Genomic DNA, 25,348 nt, shown 5'->3' with positions numbered 1-25,348 from the left:
CTCCGCTCACCGCAGCGTCTCTGGGAGGAAACCCGTGTCGCAGGAGACCGTCTCCGAAAAGTTGCTCTGGAAGGTCGTCGGTGGGGGTGCGGTCGCTGCCGCCGCCTTCGTCGCGAAGAAGGGCCTCGACGGCTCCTGGCGCGCGGCCACCGGTAACCCGCCGCCGAACAACCCGGAAGACCCGGACGTCGCCTGGAAGGAAGCCATCGGCTTCGCGCTGCTCTCCGGTGCGGTGATCGGTCTGGCTCAGCTGCTCGCCGCTCGTAACGCGGCCAAGTACTGGCGCAAGCGGCGCGGCGCGCTCCCGCCCGGCCTGCGCGACGTCGGCTGACGTCCAGCGCGCTCCACACCCCCTCAGGCGACCGGATTAGCCTTGCCTAACAGCGTTACCGCTGCCACATCTCGCAGGCGTCCTTCCTGGTCAAGACCGATGGATGGGGTACCCGAACGGCGCTGAGAGGCGCGTCACGTTACTGACGGGTTAACCTCGGCGTAGGCTGCCGGGCACGCCCGTTGTGCCCAGTGAAGCGCGCTGATCCCGCAGGAGGATCGTCAGCAATGGACGCCGTCCAGATCATTGCCACGGTTATCGCCCTCGGGGTGGCCGTCGTCGGCCTCACCCTTTTCGTCCGCGCGATCATGACGATCGTCGGAACGATCAAACTCGGTGCGCCCGACTACTCGCGGACGAACGACAAGGGCGAGCGCACCAAGACGATGCTCCGCGAGTTCGTCGGCCACACGAAGATGGTGAAGTGGCACGCCGTCGGTGTCGCCCACTGGTTCGTGGCGTTCGGCTTCATCCTGTTGGTGTTGACGCTGGTCAACGCCATCGGGCAGCTGTTCGCCCCGGACTGGGTGCTGCCGCTCATCGGGCACTTCTGGCCGTACGAATTCATCACCGAGTTCCTGTCGGTCGCCACGATCATCGCGATCGCCGTGCTCGCCGTGATCCGGCAGAAAGCTCACCCGCGTAACGCTCGACGCAAGTCGCGCTTCGCCGGGTCGAACTTCTGGCAGGCGTACTTCGTCGAATTCGTGATCCTCGCGGTGCCGCTCTGCATCCTGCTGATCCGCGCCTTCGAAGCGGTGCTGACCGGCCACGACGACGCGTGGAGCATCCACTTCGCGTTCAGCTACCCGCTGGCGACGGCGTTCTCCGGCATGTCGCAGAGCACGCTGGAGACCGCGATCGTGCTCACCGCCGCGGTCAAGGTGATCGTGTCGTTCACCTGGATGATCGTCCTGGGCCTCAACCCGACGATGGGCGTCGCCTGGCACCGGTTCAGCGCGTTCTTCAACATCTTCTTCAAGCGCAACGCCGACGGCGCGGTCTCGCTCGGCGCGCTGAAGCCGATGACCAGCGAGGGCAAGCCGCTGGACTTCGAGGAGGCCGACCCGGAGAAGGACGTCTTCGGCGTCAGCCAGGTCGAGCACTTCAGCTGGAAGGGCATGCTCGACTTCACGACCTGCACCGAGTGCGGTCGCTGCCAGTCGCAGTGCCCGGCCTGGAACACCGGTAAGCCGCTCTCCCCCAAGCTGCTGATCACCGGGCTGCGCGACCACGCCTACGCCAAGGCGCCGTACCTGCAGGCTGGGGGCGGCAAGGACATGATGGGCGAGGAGAAGGCCTCGGAGGAGCAACTCAAGGGCGTCTCCCCGGTCGCGCTGGCCGAGGCCGAGCGTCCGCTCATCGGCGACGCGGAGTCGCTCGGCGTCATCGACCCGGACGTGCTCTGGTCCTGCACCACCTGCGGCGCCTGCGTCGAGCAGTGCCCGGTCGACATCGAGCACGTCGACCACATCGTCGACATGCGCCGCTACCAGGTGATGATCGAGTCCAGCTTCCCGTCGGAAGCCGGCGTGATGCTCCGGAACATCGAGAACAAGGGCAACCCCTGGGGCGCCAACCCGAACGACCGCGAGGAGTGGACCAAGAACCTCGGGTTCGAGGTCCGCAAGGTCGAGCAGGGCGAGCCGCTCCCCGAGGACGTCGAGTACCTGTTCTGGGTCGGGTGCGCCGGCGCGCTGGAGGACCGGGCGAAGAAGGTCACCAAGGCCGTGGCCACGCTGCTGCACGAGGCCGGCGTCGAGTTCGCGATCCTCGGTACCGGTGAGACCTGCACCGGTGACCCGGCCCGCCGGATCGGCAACGAGTTCGTGTTCCAGATGCAGGCGATGCAGAACGTCGAGGTCCTGAACGCGGCGTTCGAGGAGCGTCAGCCCAAGGACAAGAAGATCGTCGCCACGTGCGCGCACTGCTTCAACACGCTGAAGAACGAGTACCCGGGCATCGGGGAGGACGGCGGCCACTACGAGGTCGTCCACCACACCGAGCTGCTCTCGACGCTCGTCCGCGACGGGAAGCTGACGCCGGTCACGCCGCTGGAGCAGAACATCACGTACCACGACCCCTGCTACCTGGGCCGGCACAACCGGGTGTTCTCGGCGCCGCGCGAGGTGCTCGACGCGGTTGTCGACGCGTCGCCGAACTCCAAGCTGACCGAGATGCCGCGCTTCAAGGAGCGGTCGTTCTGCTGCGGCGCCGGTGGAGCCCGGATGTGGATGGAAGAGCGGATCGGCAAGCGGATCAACGTCGAGCGGACCGAGGAGGCGCTGTCGACCGGCGCCGAGGTCGTCGCGATCGGTTGCCCGTTCTGCCTGACGATGCTCTCCGACGGTGTGACCGGCGCGAAGGCCGCCGGGACGGCGTCCGACTCGGTTGAGGTGCTGGACGTCTCGCAGGTGCTGTTGAAGGCGATCCAGCCGGCGGCCGCCTCGGCACCAGCTTCGACGACGGAGAAGGCGAGCGCGACGCCGGTCGGCAACCCGATCTCCGCCGAGGAGGTCGGCCCCAACGAGCCGGCGAGCGAGCCCGGCGCGGCGGGAAGCCCGAACGGCACCGCGACGGCGGACAAGCCCGCCACGAGCTGAGCTTTCTCCCGCCAGGAGGGCGGCCGTCCCTTCACCGGGGTGGCCGCCCTCCGACGTTCACGGGCCGATCGGGCCGTGTGGGTCGGGAAGCGTTACATGTCCGACAGGACTGATACGGGTGCGGCGAGACATCGAGCCGTACCATTGGTTGTCGTGAGACCCCGACATAGTCGCCTCAAGAAGAGGTGACCGGTCATAGACGTCCTACTACCCCTGATCGCGTTCGCTGTGCTGACCGCCGCGAACGCTTTCTTCGTGGCGGCGGAGTTCTCGCTGGTCACGGTCGACCGAGCGAGCATCGAGGAGCAGGCCGCCCAGGGTGACCGCTCAGCGCGACGGCTCTCCAACGCGCTGCACTCCCTCTCGTTCCAGCTCTCCGGCGCGCAGCTGGGCATCACGCTCAGCGCGCTGCTCACCGGATACCTGGCCGAGCCCGCGATCGCACAGCTGCTGCACCCGCTGACGTCCCTGTTGCCGGGCAGTAAGAACCTCGCCGACGGCGTGGCGGTCGCGATCGCGCTGCTGCTGGCGACGCTCATCTCGATGCTCTTCGGCGAACTGGTCCCGAAGAACGCGGCGCTGGCCCGTCCGCGCGGTGTCGCGCTCTGGACCGCGGGGCCGCTCCGAGTCTTCTCGACGATTCTCCGGCCGATCATCGCGGTGCTCAACGGCACCGCGAACATCATCGTCCGACGCCTGGGCATCGAGCCACAGGAGGAGCTGGCCAGCGCCCGCTCCCCCGAGGAGCTCGGGCTGCTGGCCGCGATCTCCGCCCGGGCCGGCGCGCTGCCGACCGAGACCGCGACGCTGCTCCAGCGGACGATCCGGTTCGGCGACAAGCGGGCAGCCGAGGCGATGACGCCGCGCGTGGACGTCGTCGGTCTGGAGGCGACCGCCACCGTCGACGACCTGCTCGCGCTGGCCACCGCGTCCGGCCACACCCGGTTCCCGATCTACATCGACACGCTCGATCAGGTCGTGGGCGTGGTCGGCGTCATCGACGCGCTCGGCGTACCGGCCCAGCGCCGCTCGGAGACGCTGGCCCGGTCGATCTCGCGTGATCCCGTGCTGGTCCCGGAGAGCCTCGATCTCGACGGGGTGCTCGCGGCGCTGCGTGCGGCCGGTGCCGAGCTGGCGGTCGTCGTCGACGAGTACGGCGGCACCGACGGCATCGTCACGACCGAGGACCTGGTGGAGGAGCTGGTCGGCGAGATCGACGACGAGTACGACCCGCCCACCAGCCTGGACGCACCCCGGATCACCGCGCCCGACGCCGACCAGGCCCGCTTGGTGCCCGGCCTGCTGCGCGAGGACGAGCTCGCCGAGGAGACCGGGTTCCGGCTGCCGGACGGCCCGTACGAGACGCTCGCAGGTTTCGTGATGTCGCAGCTCGGACGCATTCCGGTCGAGGGCGAACGGGTGGAGTTCAACGGCTGGACGTTCATCGTCACGTCGGTCGAGCGACACCGCATCGAGCAGGTGAAGGTGCGGCCGGCGGCGGAGTGGCTCGAGGAGCAGCGCGCCCGGGCCGCGGAGGCTGCGGCCGCCCGGGCGGCGTCCGCGCGCGAAACCGGCGACGCGTCGGAGACCGACCGCCCCCGTGCGCTCCGCTCTTCGGACGCTGCGGGCTCCGAGGGCTCCGGGGACGCCGCGGTCGCCGCGTCCAGCGCTGGTGACGGCGACGCGCCGGAGCAGGTCGAGCAGCACGACGATGCAGCCCGTGCCGCGGAGCGCAGCTCAGCGGCGTCCGAACAGACGACAGCGCCCCAAGGCGACGGGAACCTCTCGTCGGTCGGGTCACGAGGGAAGGCCCAGTGAGCACGCTCGCGTTGGCCGTCACGGTCCTGCTGCTGCTCGGGAACGCGTTCTTCGTGGGTGGCGAGTTCGCGCTGATCGCGTCCCGCCGCACGCAGCTGGAGCCGATGGCGGCGCTCGGCTCCCGCCGGGCTGCAGCGGCGCTCCGGGCGATGAACCAGATCCCGCTGATGATCGCCGGCGCCCAGCTGGGCATCACGATCTGTTCGCTCGGCCTCGGCGCGATCGCTGAGCCGACGCTCGCCCACCTGCTCGAAGCGCCGTTCCACTCGCTCGGCGTCCCCGACGATCTGCTGCACCCGATCGCGTTCGTGCTGGCGCTGGCGATCGTGGTGTTCCTGCACACCGTGCTCGGTGAGATGGTGCCGAAGAACATCGCGCTGGCCGGCCCGGAGAAGGCCGTGCTGTGGCTCGGTGCGCCGATGCTCTGGTTCGCCCAGGCAACCCGGCCGATCCTGGTGGCGCTGAAGTGGGTCTCCCGGACACTGCTCGGGGCGATCGGCATCGAGTCGAAGGACGCGGTGAAGACCGTCTACACCGCGGACGAGCTGGCCAGCCTGGTCGCCGAGTCACGGACCGAAGGACTGCTCGACGCCGAGGACCACAAGCGCATCACCGGCGCGCTCTCGCTCGCGGAGAAGACCGCAGGCACGGTGGCGGTGCCCTGGCCGCAGGTCGACACCGTCAACCAGGAGGTCAGCCCGGCGGCACTGGAGGTGCTCGCGACCCGGGTCCGGCGCTCGCGGTTCCCGGTCGTGGATCGGGAGAGCCGGGAGATCCTCGGATTCGTGCACGTCAAGGACGTGTTGGGGATCAGCGGGGCGGAGCGGCGTGCGCCGCTGCCGCCGTCGAAGATCCGGACGCTGAAGGCCGTGCCGCCGTCGACGACGCTGGCCGACCTGCTCGTGCTCATGCGGCGGGAGCGGGTGCACTTCGTCCTGGTCACCGACGGCGTGACGCCGGTGGGCGTGGTGACGCTCGACGACGTCCTGCACGCGGTCTTCGGCGAAGAGGCCGCCGCGGTCTGACGCCACCGGGCGCGCCGCGGAGTACCGCGGCGCGTCGGCCCGCGTCGACGTGCGTCGGCGCTGATTTACGTCGAATCCGCTTCCACGACGCTGCTGGAGGCGAGTTTGACGTAAATCAGCGCGACCGAGCGCGTCAGCGCTCGGCCGGGACGCGCGTCAGCGCTCGGTGGACCAGGTGCGGAAGCTCTGCCACGAGCGCGACGGCGTCGGCCCCCGCTGGCCCTGGTACCGAGAGCCGAACACCGCCGACCCGTACGGCTCGGACGCCGGCGACGACAACCGGAACAGGCAGAGCTGGCCGATCTTCATGCCGGGCCAGAGCGTGATCGGCAGGTTCGCGACGTTCGAGAGCTCCAGCGTCACGTGACCGGAGAACCCCGGGTCGATGAAGCCCGCAGTGGAGTGCGTCAACAGGCCCAGGCGGCCGAGGCTGGACTTGCCCTCGAGCCGCCCGGCCAGGTCGTCGGGGAGCGTGACCTGCTCCAGCGTCGAACCGAGCACGAACTCGCCGGGGTGCAGGACGAACGGGCTCTTGTCCGGCGTCTCGACCAGCTCGGTCAAGTCGTCCTGACGCTCCGCCGGATCGATGTGCGTGTACTGCATGTTCCGGAACACCCGGAACCAGCGGTCCAGTCGCACGTCGATGCTGGAGGGCTGCACGAGCTCCGGCTCGTACGGGTCGAGGCCCAGCCGGCCTGCGTCGATCTCGGCGCGAAGGTCCCGGTCGGAGAGCAGCATGTCCGCACCCTACCGGCGGGGTTCCGAGCGCTGTTGCCCCGTTCCCGTCTACCGCTGGTACCAGACCCGCGCGCCGTAGAGCGCCGGCACCGCGAGCACGAGTAGGCAGGTCGCGAGCGCCACCACGGGTGACCAATGCAGCGGCAGCAACGCCACCGCGGCGAGGCCGACGCCCAAGCCGATCTTCAGAGCCGGGCTGAAGATCCGGTGGGTCGGCTCCGACTTGTCGCGCTCCAGCGTCGTCTCCAGAACGCCGAGGGACGCCAGCGCCGCACCGACGCCCACGAACAGCAGGCCCGGAACGTCGTGGCCGGAGAGAGCGATGCTCACCCCCGCGCCGGCGACCGTGATCGCGAGCAGGGTGACCAGGTGCAGGTAGACCCATGCCAGCGCGGTCAGGATCTGCTGGCGGGACGGACGCCGGGCGATGAAGTCGTAGTACAGCCACCAGAACGCGAAGCCGATCGCGAGCCCCAGGACGCCGCTGACCAGGTCCTTGTCCTCGGCATCCGACAGGGCATGGATCACCCCGATGATCGTCTCGCCGAGCACGATCATCGTGAACAGCCCGAACCGCTCCGGCCACTTCGACCGGCTCAGCGGCGGAAGCACGCTCTGCTGTTTCGCGGTGAACGAGGGCGTGACGATCTCGACGACGACCGCGAGGCCGAAGAGGGTGGTGCGGAGCGCTCCGTCGAAGGCGGTGCTGGCCACGATCAACGCGACGGCGATCGCGTAGCCGGTGGCGAACCGCAGCGCGATGGGCAGGAAAGTCCGCTCGTGGACGCCGGCCCGGAGCCAGAGTGCGATGTTCAGACCGCGGGCGGCCAGATACGCCCCGGCGAACCCGACGTAGTTGTCGTCGAGCCCGTGCGGTGCCCAGACGGCGAGGCCCGCGACGGTAACTATCGCCAGGAACGTAAAGAGACGGTTCTCCAGCCCGTCGCTCTCGAACCGTTCGTTGTAGTACGTGAACGCGTTCCAGACCCAGAAGACGGCCATGAACTGGAGGGCGAAGCCAGGTAAGTGGTGGGTGTCGTGGATGAGTTCCTCGGCGAGCACGCCGATGATGACGACGAAGACCAGGTCGAAGAAGAGCTCGAGCCAGCCGACCGGGCGGTGCCGGCCGTCCTCCTCGTCGCGGCGGAGTTCGGCGCGACGCCAGTAGCGCTGCGTGGGCACGGTCATAGTGGTCTCCCCGTGGCGGTGGCCGTTGCGACGATTACACCGTTGCAACCGTTGCTACGCACGGAGATTCCTGTTTTGGTGCCCGATCCTATGGGGTGCCGCCTCGATGGCTGCGAAGAGACGCTAAAGTAGCCAGCGCTGCGGGTGTAGTTCAATGGCAGAACATCAGCTTCCCAAGCTGACAGTGCGGGTTCGATTCCCGTCACCCGCTCAAAGGTGGGGCTCTGTGTCAGCGGAACGCGCTGACCAGGGCCTCTTCGCCATTTCGCTCCGGGGCCGAGCCCCGGAAACCCCACGGTGCGAGGGTCGCGGTGCGTCACCCGCTCAGGTCGTCACCACGGATTGCCGAGTTCCCAACCCCTCACCGATCAGCAAAGCGTTGACCACTCGACAATCGGTCGGGCGGAGGGCCTTAGACCTGGAGGTAGGCGCCGTGATTACGGATGGCGGTTGCTCGGCGTCCGACGGTGGCCAAATTGCGGTGCGCCAGATGTCGTCCTGGTCTGGCTCGCTCGTGTTGCCGGGACTGGCGACCGTCGCGGGCGTTCTCGGCATCTGGACTGACGCGGTGGCCTATCCGACCCTCGGCTCCAGGCCCTCGAGACGCCTGAAAGGTCGATGGGGTCGTCCTACTCGCCATGAACCTTGACGCCGAGGTCAGCTGGCCTGGTTCGAGCTGGAGTATCCGTCGACGGTGTCCCGGATCGAGGTGTGGGTCGCCGACGATGTCATCCGGCGGATCACGGTGACGGGCCGCGACGGCACGTCGACGACCGAGTTCTACGACTTCGACGCGCCCATCAACATCCGCCCCCCGTCCGGCCCCTGACCGAGCGCATCAACCTCAGGCACACTCGTTGGAATGAGATGGACGACGCCGCAGTTGGCTAGTAGCAGCATCACACCGCCGCTAGCCCCTGACCTGCGGAGTACGGTCCGCCACATGGTGTTCGAACGGATCACCGTGGATCCGGCGATCATGGACGGCCAACCGTGCATCCATGGACTGCGGATTCCGGTGACGACTGTCGTGGCCATGGTCGCCGACGGAATGAGCTCAGACGAGATCTGCACTGAGCTCCCCGATCTGACGCCGGACGACATCACGGAAGCCCTCCGCTTCGCAGCGGTCGCGGTCCGAGAAAGGGCGCTTCCGCTGAGGCTTTCGGCTTGAAGTTCCTGGTGGACAACAACGTCTCCCCGCTCGTCGCGAAGTGCCTCGCCGAAGCCGCACGATGCCGCGCACGTACGCGACTACGGCATGCAGGCCGCTTCCGACCTCGAACTTCTCGAACGGGCGGATGCCGAAATCCGAGTCCTGATCTCGGCCTATACCGACTTCGGCGCGTTACTCGCGATGCGCCGCTCGCGGAGGCCGTCGGTAGTACTGATCCGCCGCTTGGTCGGCCGCCGCGCCGCCGACCAAGCGGCGATCATCCTCGCCAACCTCGAGTCGATGGAAGGGGATCTGGTCGAAGGCGCCGTGGCAGTGCTGGGCGACGACTGCCTTCGGATTCGTCGGCTGCCACTACTGCCCTGAGGACTTGAACGTCAGCGCTTTGAAGTCTTCGGTCTGCTTGCGGATGCCCACCTCGGTGGGGAGGCGCTCGATCGACGACGCTCCGAAGAAACCGACCACGCCCTCGGTGTGCGCGAGCACGTACTGCGCATCGGCCGGCTCGGCGATCGGACCGCCGTGGCACAGGCAGAGGATGTCCGGGTTCACCCGCCGAGCGGCGTCCGCCAACGCTTGAACCCGCGCCGCGGCCTCGGAAAGTGTGAGCGCCGTCTGCGCACCGATCGTCCCGGACGTCGTCAGGCCCATGTGCGGCACCAGGATGTCGGCACCGGCGCGCGCCATGTCGGCGGCCTGCTCCTCGTCGAACACGTACGGCGCAGTGAGCAGGTCCAGCTCGTGCGCCTGCCGGATCATGTCGACTTCGAGCCCGTACCCCATTCCGGTCTCTTCGAGGTTCGCGCGGAACACCCCATCGATCAGGCCGACCGTCGGAAAATTCTGTACACCGGCGAATCCGATGTCGCGAATCTGGCGCAGGAAGTACGGCATCACGCGGAACGGATCGGTGCCGCACACTCCGGCCAGCACCGGCGTCCGCGAAACGACCGGAAGTACCTCAGAGGCCATCTCCATCACGATCGCGTTCGCGTCGCCGTAGGGCAGTAGCCCGGAGAGCGACCCGCGACCAGCCATCCGGAACCGGCCCGAGTTGTAGATGATCAGCAGGTCGATACCGCCGGCCTCGGCGGACTTCGCGGTGATCCCGGTGCCGGCGCCGCCGCCGATGATCGGCCGACCGGCCGCGACCGCAGCCCGGAACCTCGCCAGAACCTCTTGCCTGCTCATGTCGAAGCTCCCTTGATGAACGCGTGCAGCGCCTCCGCCGCCGCGGCGCCGAACCCGGCGTCGTTGATCGCCACGTCCAGCTCGAACACCGACACACCCGACCCGGCCAGCTCGGACCGCAGCGCGTCGAACAAGGCCGCGTCCGCGGATGCGTCCCGGAACGGTCCGCCGTCGACGTCGATCGCGCTGACGCCGCGAAGCGGAAGGAACAGCGCGGTCGGCCCGGTCGACGCCGCCAGCTTCAACGCGATCCGGCGCCCGAGCTCGGCCATCTCCTCCGGCGTCGTCCGCATGAGCGTCACCGTGGGGTTGTGCACGAACAGGTTCCGTTCCTCGAACTGGTGCGGCACCGTCTCGCGGGGCCCGAAGTTGACCATGTCCAGCGCCCCCACGCTGACCACCTGCGGCACGCCCAGCCGCCCGGCGACCTCCAGCCGCCCCGGACCGGCGCTGAGCACCCCGCCGACGAGGTCGTCGCAGAGCTCGGTCGTCGTCAGGTCACAGACCCCGGCCAGCATCCCCGACTCGACGAGCTTCTCCATCGCCCGACCGCCGGTGCCGGTCGCGTGGAAGACCAGCACCTCGTAGCCGAGCTCGGTCAGGCGCTCGCGCGCCTCGTCCGCGGCCGGGGTGGTGACGCCGAACATCGTCAGCCCGACGAGTGGCTTACGGTCGGCCGTCGGCGCCCGCCGTTCGTACGCGCGGGCCATGCCCGCGATGCCGGCTGCGGCGTTCCCGAGCACCGCCTCCGAGACCGAGTTGATGCCCGCGACGTCGACGACCGAGTACATCAACGTCGCGTCCACTTCGCCGACGTAAGGCTGGACGTCGCCGCTGGCCATCGTCGAAACAAGCAGTTTGGGGACGCCGATCGGCAGCGCCTGCATGGCGGGCGCCGCCACCGACGAACCACCGGAGCCACCTACGGCGAGTAGCCCGTGCACCCGGCCCTGGTCGAACAAGCGGCGGACGACGAGGGCGGCGCCGGTTCCCATCGCGGTCATCATCTCGCCGCGATCGCGGCGTTCGCGCAGCGTGGAGGGGTCGGCGCCGGCTGCGGCCAGCACCTCGTCGGAGCGCACGTCCGCGAGCGTGCTGGTGGAGAACGAACCGACGTCGATCGTGATGACGTCGACGCCGAACTCGCGGAGCCGGTCGCGGAGCCAGGTGTACTCGTCGCCCTTGGTGTCGAACGTGCCGAGCAGCGCAACGGTCGCCATTGACCTCACCTTTCGCCGGGGTACCCGAGGTTAGGCGCAGACGGCACCCACGGTCCGGGCCAATTCCTGCCGATTGGCCCACGCCGCGGACGCCGCACAGTGAGACAGTGCACCGGTGGCGATGACGGCACTCGACGCGAGCGAGCTCTGCCGCCTGCTCGGCCGTTGGACGACGGGCCGCGCCACGCTCACCGAGGACCTGGTCGCCGCGCTGGTCGAACTGATCGACGCGGGATTGGTGCCGGCCGGTGCCCTGTTGCCGCCGCAACGAGGACTCGCCACCGCACTCCGGGTCTCCCGAGGCACCGTCACCGCCGCGTACGAGGCGCTCGAAGCCCGCGGCCACCTCGCCACCAACCGAGGCTCCGGCTCCCGCGTCCGCTCGGCGCGCAGCCAGCTGAACGGCCGTCCGAGCGGCCGCCTGTTCTCGTTCACCAGCGCACCGGTCGACATCGTCGACCTCTCGACCGGCTCGCTCCCCGCATCGCCGGTCGCTGCCGACGTGCTCGGACGCCCGTTGGCCGGCGAGCTCACCGCGTACCTGGCCACCGACGGCTACTTCCCGGCCGGGCTACCGGTACTGCGTCAGGCGATCGCCGACCAGTACACCCGGGACGGTCTGCCGACCCGGCCGCAGCAGATCCTGGTCACGTCCGGCGCACAGCAGGCGACGTGGCTCGCGGTCACCAGCCTGGCCGGCAGCGGCGACCTCGTGCTGATGGAGGAGCCGACCTACCGGGGCGCGCTGGAAGCGATCCGCGCCACCGACGCTCGTGTGGAGGGCCTTCCGCTGAGCGGCGGCGGGCTCGACGTCGGGCAGGTTCGGCGTGCGCTGAACCGCAAGCCGCAGACGCTGTACTGCCAGACGGCGATCCACAACCCGACCGGCCGCAGCATGACCGACGCCGCGCGCGGCGAGCTCGCCGCGGTGGTCAACGACGCCGGGTTGGTGACGATCGAGGACACCTGCTCGGCCGACCTCACGCTGTCGGGCCCGGCCGTCGCCCGGACTCTGGCCGGTCTGGTGGATCCCGAGTTGCTGGTGACGATCGGCAGCGCGTCGAAGCTGTTCTGGGGCGGCGTCCGGATCGGCTGGATCCGCGCGAGCGAGCCCTGGATCCACGGCCTGGTCGAGCTGCGTAAGGCGGTTGACCTCGCGTCCTCGGTGGTCGACCAGCTGCTGGCGGTGGAGCTGATCGGCCGTACGGACGTCGCCCGCGCACAGCGCCGGGCGATGCTGACGGACGCGCTGGCGGCCACCGAAGCGGAGCTGACCGCAGCGTTCCCGGATTGGCGCTGGCACCCGATCGACGGCGGCTCCGGGCTGTGGGTGGACACCGGTCAGGACGCCGTCGCACTGGCCGAGCACGGCAAGCGGGTCGGCGTCCGCCTAGCCGCGGGGCCGGGCTTCTCCACCTACGCCGGACAACGCACGTTCCTGCGGCTACCGGTCTGGCACGAGCCGACCATGCTGCGGGCCGGACTGACCGCACTCATTCCCTAGGAGGAAGCATGGCCCGGTCGTACTACAGCACGGTGTTCGAGCACGACGCCGCCGCGGTCTGGGCCGTGGCCCGGGACTTCAACGGTCTGGCCACCTGGTGGCCGGCTGCGGTGAGCGAGAGCCACATCGAGGACGGCAAAGCAGCGGACCAGGTGGGCGCGGTGCGCGCCTTCCGGCTCGGTGAGTCCACGATCCGGGAGCGGCTGCTAGCACTGTCCGACCTGGACCGCTCCTACAGCTACGAGTTCTGCGACCCAGCGCCGTTCCCGGTCGTCGACTACGTCGCGACGCTGCGGGTGACGCCGGTGTCGGACGGTCGCTCGTTCGTGGAGTACAGCGTCGTCTTCGACTGCGTCGGGGCCGAGCGCGGCCACTGGACGTCGTTCTTCGCCGCGGAGGTGTTCGAGCCGGCGCTCGGGGCGCTGAAGGATCACTTGTCCCGGTAGAGGTCGGCCAGCTCCGCGCCGATCCGGGCCAGCTGAGCCCGGACCGGCGGCGGGTCGAGTACCTCCACCTGACTTCCCCAGCCGGCGAGGTTGCGGGCGATGTCGAGCGGTGTCGGGGCGGCGAGACGGACTCGCGAGCGTCCGTCGTCCAGTTCGGCGTCGACGTGGCAGTGCCGTCCGAAGTGACCCTGCAGGATCGGCACGAAGCGGGTTTCGATCAAGACGGTCGCCCAGGTACGCGAGCGCCGCTGCTCGACCTCGCCGACCACCTCGTCCCATGCTTCGGCCAGCGCGAAGTCGTCCGGTCGGGTGCTCGGCTCATCGGTCGGTTCCGCCTCGACGATCCGGTCGACGCGGAACGTGCGACGGCCCTTGTCGGTGCCCGCGATCAGGTACCAGACCTCGTCCTTGTCGACGAGGCCCCAGGGGTCGACGAGCCGCTCGGAGCGTTCGCGGGTACCGCTCGTGTAGACGAGGCGAACCTTGCGCCGGCGCACGACCGCGGTCTGCAGCAGCTGCACCCGTTCGGGCCGGCGTCGCTCGCGCTCGCTCCAGCGGGTCGAGTCGATCATCGTGGCGTCGGCCGCTGCCTCGGCATCCGCCCGGAAGGTGCGGGGAAGTGCTTGGACGAGTTTGCGCAGGGCGGTTTTCGCCTCGTTCGACACCGCCGCAGCAGGGCCCACCAGCAGGAACAGCGCCTGCGCCTCGGTCGCCGACAGACCGCTCAGGTCGGTGCGTGCGCCGCCGACCAGCTGCCACCCGCCGCCGCGTCCGGGCTGCGGATAGACCGGGATCCCGGCGGCCGACAGCGCTTCCAGGTCGCGGCGAGCGGTGGCGACCGAGATCTCGAGCTCCGTGGCGAGGTCCGCGGCGGTCACCCGTCCCCGCGATTGGAGGAGCAACAGGGTGGCGACGAGACGGTCAGCGCGCATGAATCGAGTCTCGCTCTAAAAGTGATCAATTGGTGAGCACTTTGACTCGCAGGATGGAGTTGTCCCCGAGAGAAGGAGCGCACCGATGTTGCGAGGACTCACCACCGTCGTTCACTTCGTCGACGACGTCGAGGCGGCTGCCGCCTGGTACAGCGAGCTGTTCGGCGTCGAGCCGTACTTCGTCCGGCCGCTCGACGGGCCGCCGGCGTACCTGGAATTCCGAATCGGCGACTACAAGCACGAGTTCGGTCTGCTCGACCGTCGCTACGCACCGCCGACGGCAGCCGGCGCGGGCTCGGTGACCTACTGGGCCGTGGACGACATCGAGGCGGCCTACCAGCGGCTGCTGGACCTGGGCGCGACCGAGCACGAGAAGCCGACCGAGCGCGGCCCCGGCTACGTGACGGCGTCGGTCGTCGACCCGTTCGGCAACGTGTTGGGCGTCATGTTCAACCAGCACTACCTGGATGTCCTCGACGAATTTCGTCGATGACCCACCGTTGGAACGCCCGGGCCTCCGGCCCGGATGGAGGAGTTCCCCCGGCGCGGGCCGCGATCGACCGTTCGATCACACCGGACGCAGCGCCGGGCCACGCCCGGCCGGGTGACGCCGGGTCGGCCGATGCCGGGCCAGTGGACGCCGGGCCGGTGGACGCGATCCGCCGGCCGGCGTCGGTCTTCGCGAGCCAACGGCCGTGCCGGTGTTTCGCGAGGGAGCGACACGCACCGAGGACGGCGTCCTCGGCGCCGGGAGCCGGGGCGTCGCCGTCCGGGGTCGGGAGCGCTAGCCACCAGCTCAGCGCCTCGATGAGCAGGAATCGCAGGTCGGCCGGCGCGAGGTCGGCGAACATCTCGTCGGCGGGCGGGCCGAGGAGCGCCCGTCCGGACTGGTGCAGGATGCTCCGATCGAGGGCGTACCAGAACCGGCCGTCCGCAGCCGGCCGCTCGTCCGGGTCGTAGGTCTCGCGGAACTCCATCCGAGCGCCGGTGTTCAACTCGACCTCGAAGCCAGGTTCCACCGTCCCCGATCGCACCGCCGCACTCCGGTAGACGACCAGTTCGAGGCCCCTCGCCGGGCAGGCGAGGTTCTCGTGCCGGAGTGCGGTGACCAGCGCTCGTTTCCGCGCCGTCGGCACTGCGTCCTCGACGACCAACGCCACGTCGATGTCGCTGCGACCCGGTTGGTAAGCGTCCAGCGCCAGCGATCCGGCCGCGTAGGCACCGACCAGGTTCTCACCGAGAACGCTCCGCGCCGCCACGATCAGGTCGTCGAGGTACTGCCGGACCGCACTGTCCATACGCTCTAGGCTTCCGAGGTCTTTCGGGCGAGCAGGTACGCGTACGGGGCGGTCATCGTCTCGTCGGGCTCGCGCCGCATGCGGGTATGGACGGGCAGGCCGTGGGCGTGCAGCAGGCCCGCGATGCGCTCGACGGGGTGCCGGAGGTAGTCCAGGCCGAGCGGCTTGCCGAACGCCTCGGCGAGGTGCCGTGTCTCGGCGTCGGTCTGGAAGATCACCAGCGCGTGCCCGCCGGGGACCAGAACCCGGGCGAACTCGGCGATGGCGACGGGAAGGTGCTCGTCCGGGATGTGGATGAGCGAGTACATCGCGGCGAGCCCGTGCACGGACGCCGTGTCCAGCGGGAGGTCGAGCATGGAGCCGACCTCGAACGACAGCTCGGGGTGGCGCTGTCGGGCGACCGTGATCATCTGCGGCGACAGGTCGATGCCGATGGTGCTGAGGCCGAGGTCGTGGAGGAAAGCGGTTCGCAAGCCCGGCCCGCAGCCGACGTCCGCCACCAGCCTCGCGGTCGGAGCGGGCGATGGGTCGGTGCGGACCAACTCGGCGAACGCGGTCAGGAACGCCCGATCGAGCGGACTGCCGACGAGCTCGTCGCCGAAGTGTTCGGCGTAGTCGACGGCGATCGAGTCGTAGGCGGCGCGGACCACATGGGGCTCGGTCACGACCGGGGACCCTACCGAACCTTGCGCGGCCGCAGACGTCGGCGAGGCTGGGCACAAAAATGGGGCGCGATCTACGCGCGCCCGGAGAAGTTAGGTGCCGGCCCGGCAGCCGCCTCTCGGCGAGTGGCCGCTCGCAGCGGCGAAGGTGAGGCCCGGGGGCATGGACCGAACCGGCACCCAGTAGAAGGCGCTACCCCGCCCTTTCATTCCCACCCGAGCCCGGGATCCGCCGCTGCTTACGCTGAGACCCAATGGCCTGGTTCCTGATCGCCGCTGCGGTCGCGCTCGTTGCGTTCGGGTTCACCGCCCTCGGGCTCCCGTCCGCGACGCTCTTCGCCGCTCTTTTGGTCGGCGTGCTGGTCTCGATCCGGAAGACGGACCAACCGCCCTACAAGCTGCCGCTGATCGCGACCCGCCTCGGCCAGGCCTGCATCGGCGTCCTGATCGGGGCGCTGGTTCAACCGAGCGCGATCGGAGCACTGGCCAGCGACTGGCTGGTCGTCCTCGCCGCCACCCTCGCGACGCTCGTACTCAGCCTGCTCGTCGGCGTCCTACTCGGCCTGCACCGCGACCTCGACCCGGTTACCGGCTCGTTCGCCCTGGTTGCCGGCGGCGCGTCCGGCCTCACGGCGATCAGCCACGAACTCGGAGCCGACCAGCGCGTCGTCGAGGTGGTCCAGTACCTGCGGGTGTTGGTGATCGTGGTCGCGATGCCAGCGGTGGCCACCGCGCTCCCCGGCGGTGGCGGCACCGGAACCGCGCCCACCGGCGGGGACGCTCCGCTCGTCGTCGACCTGTTGGTGACCGCCGGGTGTGCCGTTGTCGGGCTCCCACTCGCCAGGTACCTGCCGAAGGTTCCGGCCGTGGCGCTGCTCGGTCCGATGCTGATCTCGGCGGTCCTGACCGCCACCGGCGTCTCGCAGGGTGCCACCGTGCCGGCGGCGATCGAGCAGGTCGCGTACGCGCTCATCGGTTTGCAGGTCGGGCTCTCGTTCACCCGCGAGAGCCTGCGCTCGGTGCGACGCGTGCTTCCGCTCGCGCTCGGCCTGGTCGTTGCGCTCATCGTCGCGACCGCCGCGGTCGGTATCCCGCTGCTGCGCCTGGCCGGCGCCTCACCGCTCGACGCCTACCTCGCCACCACGCCGGGTGGCCTCTACGCCGTCCTCGCCACGGCCACCAGCACCGGAGCCGACACCACGCTGGTCCTCACCGTTCAAGTGCTGCGGGTGATCGTGATGCTGTTGCTGGCTCCGGCGATCGCCGTGCTGCTGAGCCGGCGTCGGGCGCTACCCAGGCCGGCCGAGGACACGGACCCGGATTCAGTCCCGTGATCTCTGCCCGGCGGCTGCCCGACGGGGGAGGATGAGCCCGTGGACATCCCGGAAGAGGATTACGCCTACGTCGACGGCAACGCCGCCGCAGGTCCGCTGCAGGAGCTCCTCGCGGTCGAGCCGACCACCGTGCGCGGCCAGTGCACGGCGTGCGGGCGGATGTCGATGCTCGCCGACACCCGGGTCTACCTGGGCGGTCCCGGCCTGGTGATGCGCTGTCGCGGGTGCGGCGCCACGTTGATGAGCCTGGTGAGCACCCCCGGCGCCACGCGGCTCGACGTCAGCGGCATCACCTGCCTGTCCTTCGCGATCGACGACTGAGCCGGTTGGCTTTCCCGGGCAGCTCCGGGCCACCCGCGGTGCCGGTGGACCTGTTCGGCGGCCCGACTCCGTGATTGGCTCCCCGCCATGACTTTGCTCGCGCACGTCAGCGACTTGCACCTGGACGGTGGGGAGCGGGCCACTCGCCGCGCCGAGAGCGTCTTCGACTACCTCGACGCACTCCGGCGCCCCGTGGACGCGATCCTGGTCACCGGGGACATCGCCGACCACGGTGCTCCGAGCGAATACGAGGAGGCCGCGAAACTCTTCGCCGGGCGGGATCACCTCTTTCACTGCCCGGGCAACCACGACCGGCGTCCGGCGTACCGAGCGGTGCTGCTCGGTGACCACAGCGGATCGGACGGCCCGATCAACCGCCTGCACCGGCTGGACGCCGGCCCCGCGTTCCTGCTCTGCGACTCGACGATCCCCGGCCGGGCCGACGGGGTACTCACCGACGAAACACTCGACTGGATCCGCGCCACACTCACCGCGCTGCCCGACGACGTCCCCGCATTCGTCGCGTTCCATCACCCGCCGGTCACCCTGCACCAGCCGTACATCGACGACATTCGGCTGGCCTCCGCCGAGCGGCTCGCCGATCTCCTCGCGGACCATCCCCAGGTCGTCGCCGTGCTCACCGGCCACGCACACACCGCGGCCGCCTCCACGTTCGCAGGACGTCCGCTGCTGGTCGCGCCCGGCGTGGTCTCGACGCTGCTCCTGCCCTGGGAGAGCGAACGGGTCGTCGACCACGACCTGCCGCCCGGCCTGGCGTTCCACGTCCTCGACGAGGATCAGCGGCTGACCACGCATTATCGCGTCGTCAGCGCGTAGGGCGACGGCCTACTCTCGGGGACTGTGCTGCCCCATGTCACCGCCGTCCGATATGTGACGCCGCTCCGCGAGGGTGGCTCGCTCCCCGGCCTGATGGAGGCCGACGACCTCGGGACGTACGTCGTCAAGTTCGTCGGCGCCGGTCAGGGTCGTAAGACGCTCGTCGCCGAGGTCGTCAGCGGAACCTTGGCGCGGACGCTCGGCCTGCCGGTGCCCGACCTGGTCACGGTCGACGTCGACCCGGCACTGGCCGGCGGCGAGCCCGACCAGGAGGTCCAGGACCTGCTGCGGGCGAGCGCAGGCCTGAACCTGGGCATGGACTACCTACCGCGAGCCCTCGACTTCGACGCGACCGTGTTCGGTGTCGACCCGGCGCTCGCCGGCCGGGTGCTCTGGTTCGACGCCCTGGTCGGCAACGTGGACCGGTCGTGGCGGAACCCGAACATGCTCTACTGGCACGGCAACCTCCACCTGATCGACCACGGGGCGACGCTGACCTTCCACCACAACTGGCCCGGTGCGGCGAAATCCGCCGACCGGCCGTTCGACGCCACCCAGCACGCGTTGATCGCCTGCGCACCGGCCGGCGGCGAACCGGCCGCGATCGACGCCGCCGACACGGAGCTGGCACCCCGGGTCACCGACGCCGTACTCGCCGCCGCAGTGGCGGAGGTCCCGGACGTCTGGCTCGCCGACGAGCCCGGCTTCGACTCGGTGGACCACGTCCGCCGCGCGTACGTGGACCGGCTGCGGGCCCGGCTGGACGCCCGCTCGTCCTGGGTGCCGCCGCTGCGGGAGACGGCCGCGACCGCGCGGGGCAGCCGCCGCAGCGTGCAGTCGAACCGCCCGGCGTGGCTCGAGAGCAGCAAATGAACGAGGGCAGGGAGACGACCCGGCACGTCTTCGAGTATGCGGTCCTCCGGGTCGTGCCGCGGGTCGAGCGCGGCGAGGCGATCAACGCCGGCGTCCTGCTCTACTGCCGGCCACTGAGCTACCTCGGGTCCCGCGTCCACCTCGACGTCGACCGGCTTCGGGCGCTCGACCCGGCGGCGGATCCGGAGGCGATCGGTCGGGCGCTGGGGGCCGCCGCGCAGACGTGCTCAGCGGGGGCGACCGGGCCGGCGGGCGAGGAGGAGATCGGCCGGCGGTTCCGCTGGCTGACCGCACCACGGAGCACGGTGATCCAGCCGGGCCCGGTCCACACCGGGCTGACCAGCGACCCGGACGCGGACGCCGAACGGCTGCTACGCGTGCTCGTGCTCCCGGTCAGCTGACGGCACGGTCGCCCACCGCAGCAGCACGTGGCAGACCGGGAACAGCAGGGCGCCGTCGAGGTAGTGGCAGAACATCGCGCCGAGGTAGGACGGGCCTCCCCAGGCGTTCGTGGTGAAGTTCGGATCGAGCCCGGCGAACACCTGGAAGCCGATCCGCCAGCACATGTATACCTCCAACAGGAGCAGGAAAGCGACCACCGGCCACCGCAGGACGGCGAGGGAGCGGAACGTCGCGGCGATCCGCGCCGCGATCGGACGGCCGACCGGAGCCAGGATCACCCGCCATCCGAGCGGACTCCGGCGGGACGCGATCAGGAACCAGACCACGACGACGACGCCCACGGCGAGGTGCGGTAACCAGGCCTCGGTGCCGGGCACGTGTCGTTCGGCCTCGTCGGAGCGGCCGAGGTACCTGGCGACGCCGCTGAGCAATCCGGCGAAGGTGGCGACGGCTGCGACGGTCACTGAGAAGCGGTTCGTGGGCATGGCTCGACGTTCGCGCCCAGACCCGCGGCCGCGCGTCACTCCGGGCGATGATCCGGCTCGTCATTCTGAGGAGTGACGCGGTGATCCGGAGGGCTGGATAGCGTCGTGGGCGTGATCGACGTGGCGAAACGCGGGGGCCGACCGGCGCCGAACGTGGTGGACGTCTGCATCGCGGCGGGGTCGTTCGTGCTCTTCTCGGTGCCGGTGCTGGCCGGTGCGACTCCCGGTCAGGGGCCGACCGCGGCGATCGTGGTCTTCGGGGTGCTGGTCGCGTTACCGCTGGTCGTCCGGCGGCGGGCACCCGTCGCCGTGTTGGCGACGGTGGCGGCCGTGCTCGTCGTCGCGGCGCTCAGCGACGTCCGCTTCACGCCGTTCGTCAGCAACGGCGGGCCAGCGTTGGCGATCGCCGTCTTCACGGTGGCCGACCGCCTCCCCGTTCGGGCCGCGCTCCGGGCCGGGATCACGGCCATCGCGGTGGTGACCGCCGCGGAGCTGACCGCGATGGCCATCCACCCCGGGACTGCGCAGGACGCGATCCAACTGGTCACCGCGGTCCCCGCCGGGCTGCTCGGGTACCTGTTCGGAGTGCGGCGCCGGTTGGGCGAGCAGCTCCGCGCCCGGGAGGAGCAGCGGGCACGCGAGGAGGAGCGTCGGATCCGGGCGGAGGAGCGCCTGCGCGTCTCCGCCGACGTGCACGACATCGTGTCGCACACGCTGAGCATGATCGCCGTGCGCTCCGGCGTCGCGCGGGTGGTGCTCGACGAACAGCCGGACGAGGCACGGGTCGCGCTCGGCGCCATCGAGGACGCGAGCCGATCGGCGTTGGACGAGTTGCGGGCCGTGCTGCACGCGCTGCGCGACGAGGTCCGCGTCGACGCACCGTCGCTCGCCGACCTGCCCGCGCTGGTGGAGACACTCGGCTTGCCCGTCACCCTCCGCGTCTCACCGCACGTCGAGGTACCACCGCTGGTGGAGGAGGCCGCCTACCGCATCGTCCAGGAGGCGCTGACGAACGTCGCCAGGCATGCGGGGCCGGTACCGGTGACCGTCGACGTGACCGGGCTGGCGGACGAGCTCCGCATCACGGTCGTGAACGAGGCGGGCTCCGACTCGGGGACGGGTTCGGGCTCCGGCTTCGGCCTGGCCGGTATGCAGGAACGGGTCGCGCTGCACGACGGCACGGTCGAGGCCGGCCCGCGCCCGGACGGTGGGTTCGCCGTGGTGGCTCGGTTCCCGAGGGAGGCGGCCCGTGCCTGACGAGTCGGTGCGGGTTCTCGTGGTCGACGACGAGGCGCTGATCCGCGCCGGGTTCCGAGTGCTGCTGAACGCTTCGCCGGGCTTGACCGTGGTCGGTGAGGCCGCCGACGGAGCGACAGCGGTGCGCCAGTGCCGGGCACTGCGGCCGGACGTCGTGCTGATGGACATCCGAATGCCGGGGATGGACGGTCTCGAGGCCACCCGGTACGTCGCGGGCGATGAGTCGCTCGACGCCCGGGTCTTGATCGTCACGACGTTCGGCGAGGACGAGCACGTCTTCGCCGCCCTACGCGCCGGTGCCAGCGGCTTCGTGCTCAAGGACACCCCGCCGGAGGACCTGGTGGCCGCGATCCGCGTGGTTGCCGAGGGAGAGGCGCTGTTGACGCCCCGGGTCACGACGCGGCTGGTCGCCGAGTTCGTGCGGCGCTCACCGACGCACCGGTCGGCCGCCGAGCCGGTGGGGCTGGACGGGCTCACCGAGCGCGAACGCGAGGTGCTGGGACAGGTCGCGGCGGGCATGTCCAACGCGGAGATCGCCGACCAATTCGTCGTCAGCCTGAACACGGTGAAGACGCACGTCAGCAGGCTGCTGTTCAAGCTGGCGGCACGCGACCGGGCGCAGCTGGTGGTGCTGGCCTACGAGAGCGGTCTGGTGGTTCCGGGCAGCTGAGCCACGAACCGGGTGAGTAGGCGGGCGAAGAGGGCCCGCTCGTCGTCCGACCAGTCCGCCATCGCCGCAGCGAACGTCGTCCGGCGGAACTCGTGGATCTGCTCGGAGACGGCGCGACCGGCCTCGGTGCGGGCCAGCAGCACGCGGCGCCCGTCGGCTTGGTCGGCGACGCGCTGCAGCCAGCCGGCGTCGACCGCGGCGGCGACGAGACGGCTGGCGCGCGGTTGGTCGACCTGGAGTGCGGTGGCGACCGTCGAGACGGTGGCGGGCTCGGCGGCGTCCTCGGCGGCTTCCACCACGTCGAGGACGTCGTAGGTAGCGGGGGCCTCGCCCTGGCCGGCGAGGCGCGCGAACGTCCGCCGCGTCATGTTGCGACGCATCGTGACGACCGCCCGCTCGACGGCTTCCAGATCTTCGGAGTTCATGCATACCATTAGACAACTAGTTGCCTTTTCACATGGAGTTGGCCATGACCGACGAACGGCCGATCGGGTACTGGGTGAAGAGCGTCGACCGGCTGCTGGAGGAGGCGTTCGCGCTGACGCTGACCGAGCGGCGGATCGCGCGGCGCCATTGGCAGGTGATGAACCTGCTGGCGGCGGATGCGCACTCGGGAGCGAGGATCGCCGACGAGTTGGCGCCCTTCCTCGGAGGCGAGGCGGTCTCCGTTCCCGAGGTGCTCGCAGACCTCCAGCGGCAAGGCTGGGTGACCGACGAACCGTATGCGCTCACCCAGGACGGGCAGGAGGCCCTGCGCGGGCTACGCGCCGAGGTGGCTGCGCTGCGGCAACGGGCGACGGAGGGCCTCTCCGAAGACGACTACCTGACGACGGTGACGACGCTGCGCCGGATGAGCGAGAACCTGGAGCGCCCGCCGTCCCGAGGCGTTGCACGCTTGGCGCCGCTCTGACGGCCAACAATGTGCAGCGCTCAGAACGAGCGTGCCGCCGCCAGCGTCTGGCTCGCGTACCCGGCTCCGAACAGGACGCAGTGGACCAGTAGCGGATGGAGCTGGTGCAGGCCGACCCGGTCGCGCCAGCCGGGCGCCAACGGCGTCACCTCGTCGTACGCCGCCAGCACCCGATCGAGGTGCGGTGCGCCGAACAGCGCCAGCATCGCCAGGTCCGTCTCGCGATGGCCGCCGTACGCCGCCGGATCGATCAGCCACCACCCGTCCACGTCCCCCACCCGGCCGGGCAGGACGTTGCCCGACCAGAGGTCGCCGTGCAGGCGCGCAGGTGGCTCCGGCGGTCCGGCCGCATCCGCGACGCGTTCGAGCGCCGCGTCGATCGTGGACGCTTGGGCGGCGGTCAGCGCCCCGGCGTCCCGGGCCTGGCGGAGGAACGGCTCGCACCGATGTTTCACGTAGAACGTCGGCCAGTCCGGCTCCGGTGTGTTGCGGAGTGTCAGCGTGGCCAGCACGCCGTCGGACTCGGCTCCGAACGTCGGCGCACCGCTGGCGTGCAGTGCGGCGAGTTCCCGCCCGAACCGCTCGGCACCCGCCACCGTGGCAGGGCCCCCGTCGACCCACGCGGTGACCAGCATCTCCGGCACGGCGAGCAACACCTCGGGCACCGCCGCGACCCCCGGCTCCGCGAGCCACCGCAGGGACCGCCCCTCGGCCGGCAGCGCGTCGCTCGGCTCTGCCGTGACCTTCGCGAAGAGGTCGGTGCCGTCGTCGAGCGTCCAGCGCTCGACCCGCCCGCCCTTCGCGCCGCCGAGCGGGGTGATCCGGATCCGCTGGTGCTCGACCAGCCGCGGGATCGTCTCCGGGTGTGCGCGTAGGTACTCGAGGTCCACCCGCCGACCGTAGAGCCCCGCGGCTCGATGGGTGCGCGCTCCGGAACGGTGGCGGCCCGGTAGCGCCGAAATCCGGCTCCGGCTTCTCCGCGCGCGACGGAGGCCGCCGCCTGCGAGAGGCCGCCGCCTGCGGGTCGGGCGACCGCGTGGTGTTCAGTGGCTCCATGAGCATCCCGACCGTTGTCGGCACCGGGCCGACGAACAGCCTGGTGGACGTCGCCGGTATCCGAGTCGGACAGGCCCAACGGCGCGGTGACGGCTGGCTCACCGGCGTCACGGTCGTGCTGCCGCCGCCGGGCGGAGCGGTCGCGGGCGTGGACGTCCGTGGCGGCGGCCCCGGCACCCGGGAGACCGACCTGCTCGACCCACGCAAACTCGTCGAACGTATCCACGCCGTCGTCCTGACCGGCGGCTCCGCGTTCGGCCTCGCAGCGATCGACGGCGTCGTCGGCCGACTCGCGGACGCCGGGATCGGCTATCCGATCGGGAGCCAGCCGCACGAGGTCGTGCCGATCGTCCCCGGCGCGGTCATCTTCGACCTCGGACGCGGCGGCAACTTCCGCTCCACTCCTGACCCGGCACTCGGCGCAGCCGCCTACGACGCCGCCGTCGACACCCACGTGGACCAGGGTTCGGTCGGTGCGGGAACCGGTGCCCACGCCGGTGGCCTGGCCGGCGGCGTCGGGACCGCCAGCATCGTGCTCTCCTCCGGACACACGGTCGCCGCGCTCGCCGTCGTGAACGCCGCGGGCAGCGCCGTCGACCCGGCCACGGGATCGCTCTACGGGAGCGAGCAGGGCCTGCCCGGCGAGTTCGGGCTGCACCGACCCGATCCCGCCGAGGTCGAGCGCTGGGTCGGCCCGTCCGAGCCCGGCCGCTTCAACTTCAACACGACGCTCGGCGTGATCGTGACCGATGCTTCACTCACCAAGGCCGGCTGCGGCGGGCTCGCCTCGGCAGCGCAGGACGGCCTGGCCCGGGCGCTGCGTCCGGCGCACACGATCACCGACGGCGACACCGTGTTCGCGCTCTCCACCGGCGACGGTGCTCCGCTCACCGGGCGTGACCAACGTGGTGTCCAAATCGTGGCGGCGGACTGTCTGAGCCGGGCGATCGCCCACGGCGTCCTCGCCGCGTCCGACCGGGCGGAGGCCCGTTCGTACCAGGCACTGTTCCCCAGCGCGGTCCGGTAACGAGGTTAACGACGATTCAGGTATCCCGGTGAGTCGCTCAGCGCTA

Annotated in this window: 27 protein-coding genes, 1 tRNA gene and 2 pseudogenes; 20 read left to right on the top strand and 10 right to left on the bottom strand. The window is 70.4% G+C overall.

Annotated elements, in window-relative coordinates; all coding sequences use genetic code 11:
* Positions 1-34 precede the first annotated feature (34 nt).
* The 4 genes and pseudogenes from ABEB28_RS31170 to ABEB28_RS31155 all read left to right on the top strand — a co-directional run bounded on the left by ABEB28_RS31170 (position 35) and on the right by ABEB28_RS31155 (position 5,777).
* Positions 35-331, top strand: coding sequence for a DUF4235 domain-containing protein (locus ABEB28_RS31170; RefSeq protein WP_345731818.1), 297 nt, complete (start codon positions 35-37; stop codon positions 329-331).
* A 227-nt stretch (positions 332-558) separates the two neighbouring features.
* Positions 559-2,934 (top strand): heterodisulfide reductase-related iron-sulfur binding cluster, encoded by a 2,376-nt coding sequence (locus ABEB28_RS31165; protein WP_376981596.1) that lies wholly within the window; start codon positions 559-561, stop codon positions 2,932-2,934.
* A 195-nt stretch (positions 2,935-3,129) separates the two neighbouring features.
* Positions 3,130-4,422, top strand: a pseudogene (locus ABEB28_RS31160) (hemolysin family protein); the annotation flags it as partial.
* 326 nt (positions 4,423-4,748) lie between these two features.
* A complete protein-coding gene (locus ABEB28_RS31155; RefSeq protein ID WP_345731817.1) occupies positions 4,749-5,777 on the top strand; it encodes a hemolysin family protein in 1,029 nt (342 codons plus the stop codon).
* A 156-nt stretch (positions 5,778-5,933) separates the two neighbouring features.
* On the opposite strand, the gene dcd is transcribed toward ABEB28_RS31155, so the two are convergent.
* On the bottom strand, positions 5,934-6,515 hold the full coding sequence (dcd, locus tag ABEB28_RS31150; RefSeq protein ID WP_345731816.1) for a dCTP deaminase: 582 nt from the start codon (positions 6,513-6,515) through the stop codon (positions 5,934-5,936).
* Between the two features lie 48 nt (positions 6,516-6,563).
* Positions 6,564-7,703 (bottom strand): low temperature requirement protein A, encoded by a 1,140-nt coding sequence (locus ABEB28_RS31145; protein WP_345731815.1) that lies wholly within the window; start codon positions 7,701-7,703, stop codon positions 6,564-6,566.
* Positions 7,704-7,843: 140 nt separating this feature from the next.
* Here ABEB28_RS31145 and ABEB28_RS31140 point away from each other — a divergent pair.
* The 4 genes and pseudogenes from ABEB28_RS31140 to ABEB28_RS31125 form a co-directional block, all read left to right on the top strand.
* Positions 7,844-7,914 (top strand) — tRNA-Gly (locus tag ABEB28_RS31140).
* Positions 7,915-8,397: 483 nt separating this feature from the next.
* Complete coding sequence (locus tag ABEB28_RS31135; RefSeq protein ID WP_345731814.1) at positions 8,398-8,532, top strand: hypothetical protein; 135 nt, start codon at positions 8,398-8,400, stop codon at positions 8,530-8,532.
* Positions 8,533-8,646: 114 nt separating this feature from the next.
* Positions 8,647-8,877 carry a DUF433 domain-containing protein gene (locus tag ABEB28_RS31130; RefSeq protein WP_345731813.1) on the top strand — a complete coding sequence of 77 codons (231 nt, stop codon included), beginning with the start codon at positions 8,647-8,649 and terminating at the stop codon, positions 8,875-8,877.
* Between the two features lie 33 nt (positions 8,878-8,910).
* A pseudogene (locus tag ABEB28_RS31125) lies at positions 8,911-9,243 on the top strand (DUF5615 family PIN-like protein); the annotation flags it as partial.
* Here ABEB28_RS31125 and ABEB28_RS31120 read toward each other — a convergent pair.
* Positions 9,232-10,068: a phosphoenolpyruvate hydrolase family protein gene (locus ABEB28_RS31120; RefSeq protein WP_345731812.1), complete on the bottom strand. Its 837-nt coding sequence runs from the start codon at positions 10,066-10,068 to the stop codon at positions 9,232-9,234. The pseudogene ABEB28_RS31125 and the gene ABEB28_RS31120 sit on opposite strands and share 12 nt — an antisense overlap.
* A complete protein-coding gene (locus tag ABEB28_RS31115; protein WP_345731811.1) occupies positions 10,065-11,288 on the bottom strand; it encodes a Tm-1-like ATP-binding domain-containing protein in 1,224 nt (407 codons plus the stop codon). Before ABEB28_RS31115 ends, ABEB28_RS31120 begins: the two co-directional genes overlap by 4 nt.
* 121 nt (positions 11,289-11,409) lie before the next feature.
* Between ABEB28_RS31115 and ABEB28_RS31110 the strand changes: the two genes are divergently transcribed.
* Together ABEB28_RS31110 and ABEB28_RS31105 are read left to right on the top strand one after the other, a co-directional pair.
* Complete coding sequence (locus tag ABEB28_RS31110) at positions 11,410-12,792, top strand: aminotransferase-like domain-containing protein (protein ID WP_345732044.1); 1,383 nt, start codon at positions 11,410-11,412, stop codon at positions 12,790-12,792.
* 8 nt (positions 12,793-12,800) lie between these two features.
* A complete protein-coding gene (locus ABEB28_RS31105; RefSeq protein ID WP_345731810.1) occupies positions 12,801-13,238 on the top strand; it encodes an SRPBCC family protein in 438 nt (145 codons plus the stop codon).
* Here the strand turns inward: ABEB28_RS31105 and ABEB28_RS31100 are convergent.
* A complete protein-coding gene (locus ABEB28_RS31100) occupies positions 13,223-14,170 on the bottom strand; it encodes a helix-turn-helix transcriptional regulator (RefSeq protein ID WP_345731809.1) in 948 nt (315 codons plus the stop codon). The genes ABEB28_RS31105 and ABEB28_RS31100 overlap by 16 nt on opposite strands.
* 85 nt (positions 14,171-14,255) lie before the next feature.
* Here ABEB28_RS31100 and ABEB28_RS31095 point away from each other — a divergent pair, with 85 nt between their 5' ends.
* The gene (locus tag ABEB28_RS31095; RefSeq protein ID WP_345731808.1) at positions 14,256-14,663 is read left to right on the top strand and encodes a VOC family protein; all 408 of its coding nucleotides are present in this window, start codon (positions 14,256-14,258) and stop codon (positions 14,661-14,663) included.
* Here ABEB28_RS31095 and ABEB28_RS31090 read toward each other — a convergent pair.
* Both ABEB28_RS31090 and ABEB28_RS31085 read right to left on the bottom strand, forming a co-directional pair.
* Positions 14,620-15,468 (bottom strand): nucleotidyltransferase domain-containing protein, encoded by an 849-nt coding sequence (locus ABEB28_RS31090; protein ID WP_345731807.1) that lies wholly within the window; start codon positions 15,466-15,468, stop codon positions 14,620-14,622. The genes ABEB28_RS31095 and ABEB28_RS31090 overlap by 44 nt on opposite strands.
* Positions 15,469-15,473: 5 nt before the next feature.
* Entirely contained in the window at positions 15,474-16,133 is a 660-nt protein-coding gene (locus tag ABEB28_RS31085) for a class I SAM-dependent methyltransferase (protein WP_345731806.1), read from the bottom strand.
* Positions 16,134-16,384: 251 nt separating this feature from the next.
* Here ABEB28_RS31085 and ABEB28_RS31080 point away from each other — a divergent pair, with 251 nt between their 5' ends.
* The 5 genes from ABEB28_RS31080 (at position 16,385) to ABEB28_RS31060 (ending at position 19,896) form a co-directional block, all read left to right on the top strand.
* Positions 16,385-17,464, top strand: coding sequence for an AbrB family transcriptional regulator (locus ABEB28_RS31080; protein ID WP_345731805.1), 1,080 nt, complete (start codon positions 16,385-16,387; stop codon positions 17,462-17,464).
* 39 nt (positions 17,465-17,503) lie between these two features.
* Positions 17,504-17,785 carry a DUF6510 family protein gene (locus ABEB28_RS31075; RefSeq protein ID WP_345731804.1) on the top strand — a complete coding sequence of 94 codons (282 nt, stop codon included), beginning with the start codon at positions 17,504-17,506 and terminating at the stop codon, positions 17,783-17,785.
* 87 nt (positions 17,786-17,872) lie between these two features.
* Positions 17,873-18,622: a metallophosphoesterase gene (locus ABEB28_RS31070; RefSeq protein WP_345731803.1), complete on the top strand. Its 750-nt coding sequence runs from the start codon at positions 17,873-17,875 to the stop codon at positions 18,620-18,622.
* A gap of 24 nt (positions 18,623-18,646) precedes the next feature.
* Positions 18,647-19,495 carry a HipA family kinase gene (locus ABEB28_RS31065; RefSeq protein WP_345731802.1) on the top strand — a complete coding sequence of 283 codons (849 nt, stop codon included), beginning with the start codon at positions 18,647-18,649 and terminating at the stop codon, positions 19,493-19,495.
* Positions 19,492-19,896, top strand: a complete 405-nt coding sequence (locus tag ABEB28_RS31060; RefSeq protein ID WP_345731801.1) for a DUF3037 domain-containing protein — start codon at positions 19,492-19,494, stop codon at positions 19,894-19,896. Before ABEB28_RS31065 ends, ABEB28_RS31060 begins: the two co-directional genes overlap by 4 nt.
* Here ABEB28_RS31060 and ABEB28_RS31055 read toward each other — a convergent pair.
* Positions 19,867-20,382: a hypothetical protein gene (locus ABEB28_RS31055; protein WP_345731800.1), complete on the bottom strand. Its 516-nt coding sequence runs from the start codon at positions 20,380-20,382 to the stop codon at positions 19,867-19,869. The two genes, ABEB28_RS31060 and ABEB28_RS31055, sit on opposite strands and share 30 nt — an antisense overlap.
* Positions 20,383-20,493: 111 nt before the next feature.
* Between ABEB28_RS31055 and ABEB28_RS31050 the strand changes: the two genes are divergently transcribed.
* Both ABEB28_RS31050 and ABEB28_RS31045 read left to right on the top strand, forming a co-directional pair.
* Positions 20,494-21,639, top strand: coding sequence for a sensor histidine kinase (locus ABEB28_RS31050; protein ID WP_345731799.1), 1,146 nt, complete (start codon positions 20,494-20,496; stop codon positions 21,637-21,639).
* Positions 21,632-22,309 carry a response regulator gene (locus tag ABEB28_RS31045; RefSeq protein ID WP_345731798.1) on the top strand — a complete coding sequence of 226 codons (678 nt, stop codon included), beginning with the start codon at positions 21,632-21,634 and terminating at the stop codon, positions 22,307-22,309. Before ABEB28_RS31050 ends, ABEB28_RS31045 begins: the two co-directional genes overlap by 8 nt.
* Here the strand turns inward: ABEB28_RS31045 and ABEB28_RS31040 are convergent.
* Positions 22,276-22,734, bottom strand: a complete 459-nt coding sequence (locus ABEB28_RS31040) for a MarR family winged helix-turn-helix transcriptional regulator (RefSeq protein WP_345731797.1) — start codon at positions 22,732-22,734, stop codon at positions 22,276-22,278. The genes ABEB28_RS31045 and ABEB28_RS31040 overlap by 34 nt on opposite strands.
* A 44-nt stretch (positions 22,735-22,778) precedes the next feature.
* On the opposite strand from ABEB28_RS31040, the gene ABEB28_RS31035 reads away from it, so the two are divergent.
* Positions 22,779-23,219 (top strand): MarR family winged helix-turn-helix transcriptional regulator, encoded by a 441-nt coding sequence (locus ABEB28_RS31035; protein WP_345731796.1) that lies wholly within the window; start codon positions 22,779-22,781, stop codon positions 23,217-23,219.
* A gap of 20 nt (positions 23,220-23,239) precedes the next feature.
* On the opposite strand, the gene ABEB28_RS31030 is transcribed toward ABEB28_RS31035, so the two are convergent.
* Positions 23,240-24,109, bottom strand: coding sequence for a fructosamine kinase family protein (locus ABEB28_RS31030; protein WP_345731795.1), 870 nt, complete (start codon positions 24,107-24,109; stop codon positions 23,240-23,242).
* A gap of 164 nt (positions 24,110-24,273) precedes the next feature.
* Between ABEB28_RS31030 and ABEB28_RS31025 the strand changes: the two genes are divergently transcribed.
* The gene (locus tag ABEB28_RS31025) at positions 24,274-25,302 is read left to right on the top strand and encodes a P1 family peptidase (protein ID WP_345731794.1); all 1,029 of its coding nucleotides are present in this window, start codon (positions 24,274-24,276) and stop codon (positions 25,300-25,302) included.
* Positions 25,303-25,348: the final 46 nt, after the last annotated feature.

The organism is Cryptosporangium minutisporangium (assembly GCF_039536245.1).
GTDB classification, from domain to species: Bacteria; Actinomycetota; Actinomycetes; order Mycobacteriales; family Cryptosporangiaceae; genus Cryptosporangium; species Cryptosporangium minutisporangium.
Note: the sequence above shows the minus strand (reverse complement) of the source record. Positions and strands in the feature narration are given on the sequence as shown.

Coding starts and splice junctions, on each gene's coding strand:
- ABEB28_RS31080 (WP_345731805.1), top strand. CDS start 16,385: ATGGCCTGGTTCCTGATCGCCGCTGCGGTCGCGCTCGTTGCGTTCGGG.
- ABEB28_RS31035 (WP_345731796.1), top strand. CDS start 22,779: ATGACCGACGAACGGCCGATCGGGTACTGGGTGAAGAGCGTCGACCGG.
- ABEB28_RS31070 (WP_345731803.1), top strand. CDS start 17,873: ATGACTTTGCTCGCGCACGTCAGCGACTTGCACCTGGACGGTGGGGAG.
- ABEB28_RS31105 (WP_345731810.1), top strand. CDS start 12,801: ATGGCCCGGTCGTACTACAGCACGGTGTTCGAGCACGACGCCGCCGCG.
- ABEB28_RS31130 (WP_345731813.1), top strand. CDS start 8,647: ATGGTGTTCGAACGGATCACCGTGGATCCGGCGATCATGGACGGCCAA.
- ABEB28_RS31115 (WP_345731811.1), bottom strand. CDS start 11,288: ATGGCGACCGTTGCGCTGCTCGGCACGTTCGACACCAAGGGCGACGAG.
- ABEB28_RS31025 (WP_345731794.1), top strand. CDS start 24,274: ATGAGCATCCCGACCGTTGTCGGCACCGGGCCGACGAACAGCCTGGTG.
- ABEB28_RS31145 (WP_345731815.1), bottom strand. CDS start 7,703: ATGACCGTGCCCACGCAGCGCTACTGGCGTCGCGCCGAACTCCGCCGC.
- ABEB28_RS31090 (WP_345731807.1), bottom strand. CDS start 15,468: ATGGACAGTGCGGTCCGGCAGTACCTCGACGACCTGATCGTGGCGGCG.
- ABEB28_RS31095 (WP_345731808.1), top strand. CDS start 14,256: ATGTTGCGAGGACTCACCACCGTCGTTCACTTCGTCGACGACGTCGAG.
- ABEB28_RS31110 (WP_345732044.1), top strand. CDS start 11,410: ATGACGGCACTCGACGCGAGCGAGCTCTGCCGCCTGCTCGGCCGTTGG.
- ABEB28_RS31120 (WP_345731812.1), bottom strand. CDS start 10,068: ATGAGCAGGCAAGAGGTTCTGGCGAGGTTCCGGGCTGCGGTCGCGGCC.
- ABEB28_RS31060 (WP_345731801.1), top strand. CDS start 19,492: ATGAACGAGGGCAGGGAGACGACCCGGCACGTCTTCGAGTATGCGGTC.
- dcd (WP_345731816.1), bottom strand. CDS start 6,515: ATGCTGCTCTCCGACCGGGACCTTCGCGCCGAGATCGACGCAGGCCGG.
- ABEB28_RS31040 (WP_345731797.1), bottom strand. CDS start 22,734: ATGAACTCCGAAGATCTGGAAGCCGTCGAGCGGGCGGTCGTCACGATG.
- ABEB28_RS31165 (WP_376981596.1), top strand. CDS start 559: ATGGACGCCGTCCAGATCATTGCCACGGTTATCGCCCTCGGGGTGGCC.
- ABEB28_RS31100 (WP_345731809.1), bottom strand. CDS start 14,170: ATGCGCGCTGACCGTCTCGTCGCCACCCTGTTGCTCCTCCAATCGCGG.
- ABEB28_RS31055 (WP_345731800.1), bottom strand. CDS start 20,382: ATGCCCACGAACCGCTTCTCAGTGACCGTCGCAGCCGTCGCCACCTTC.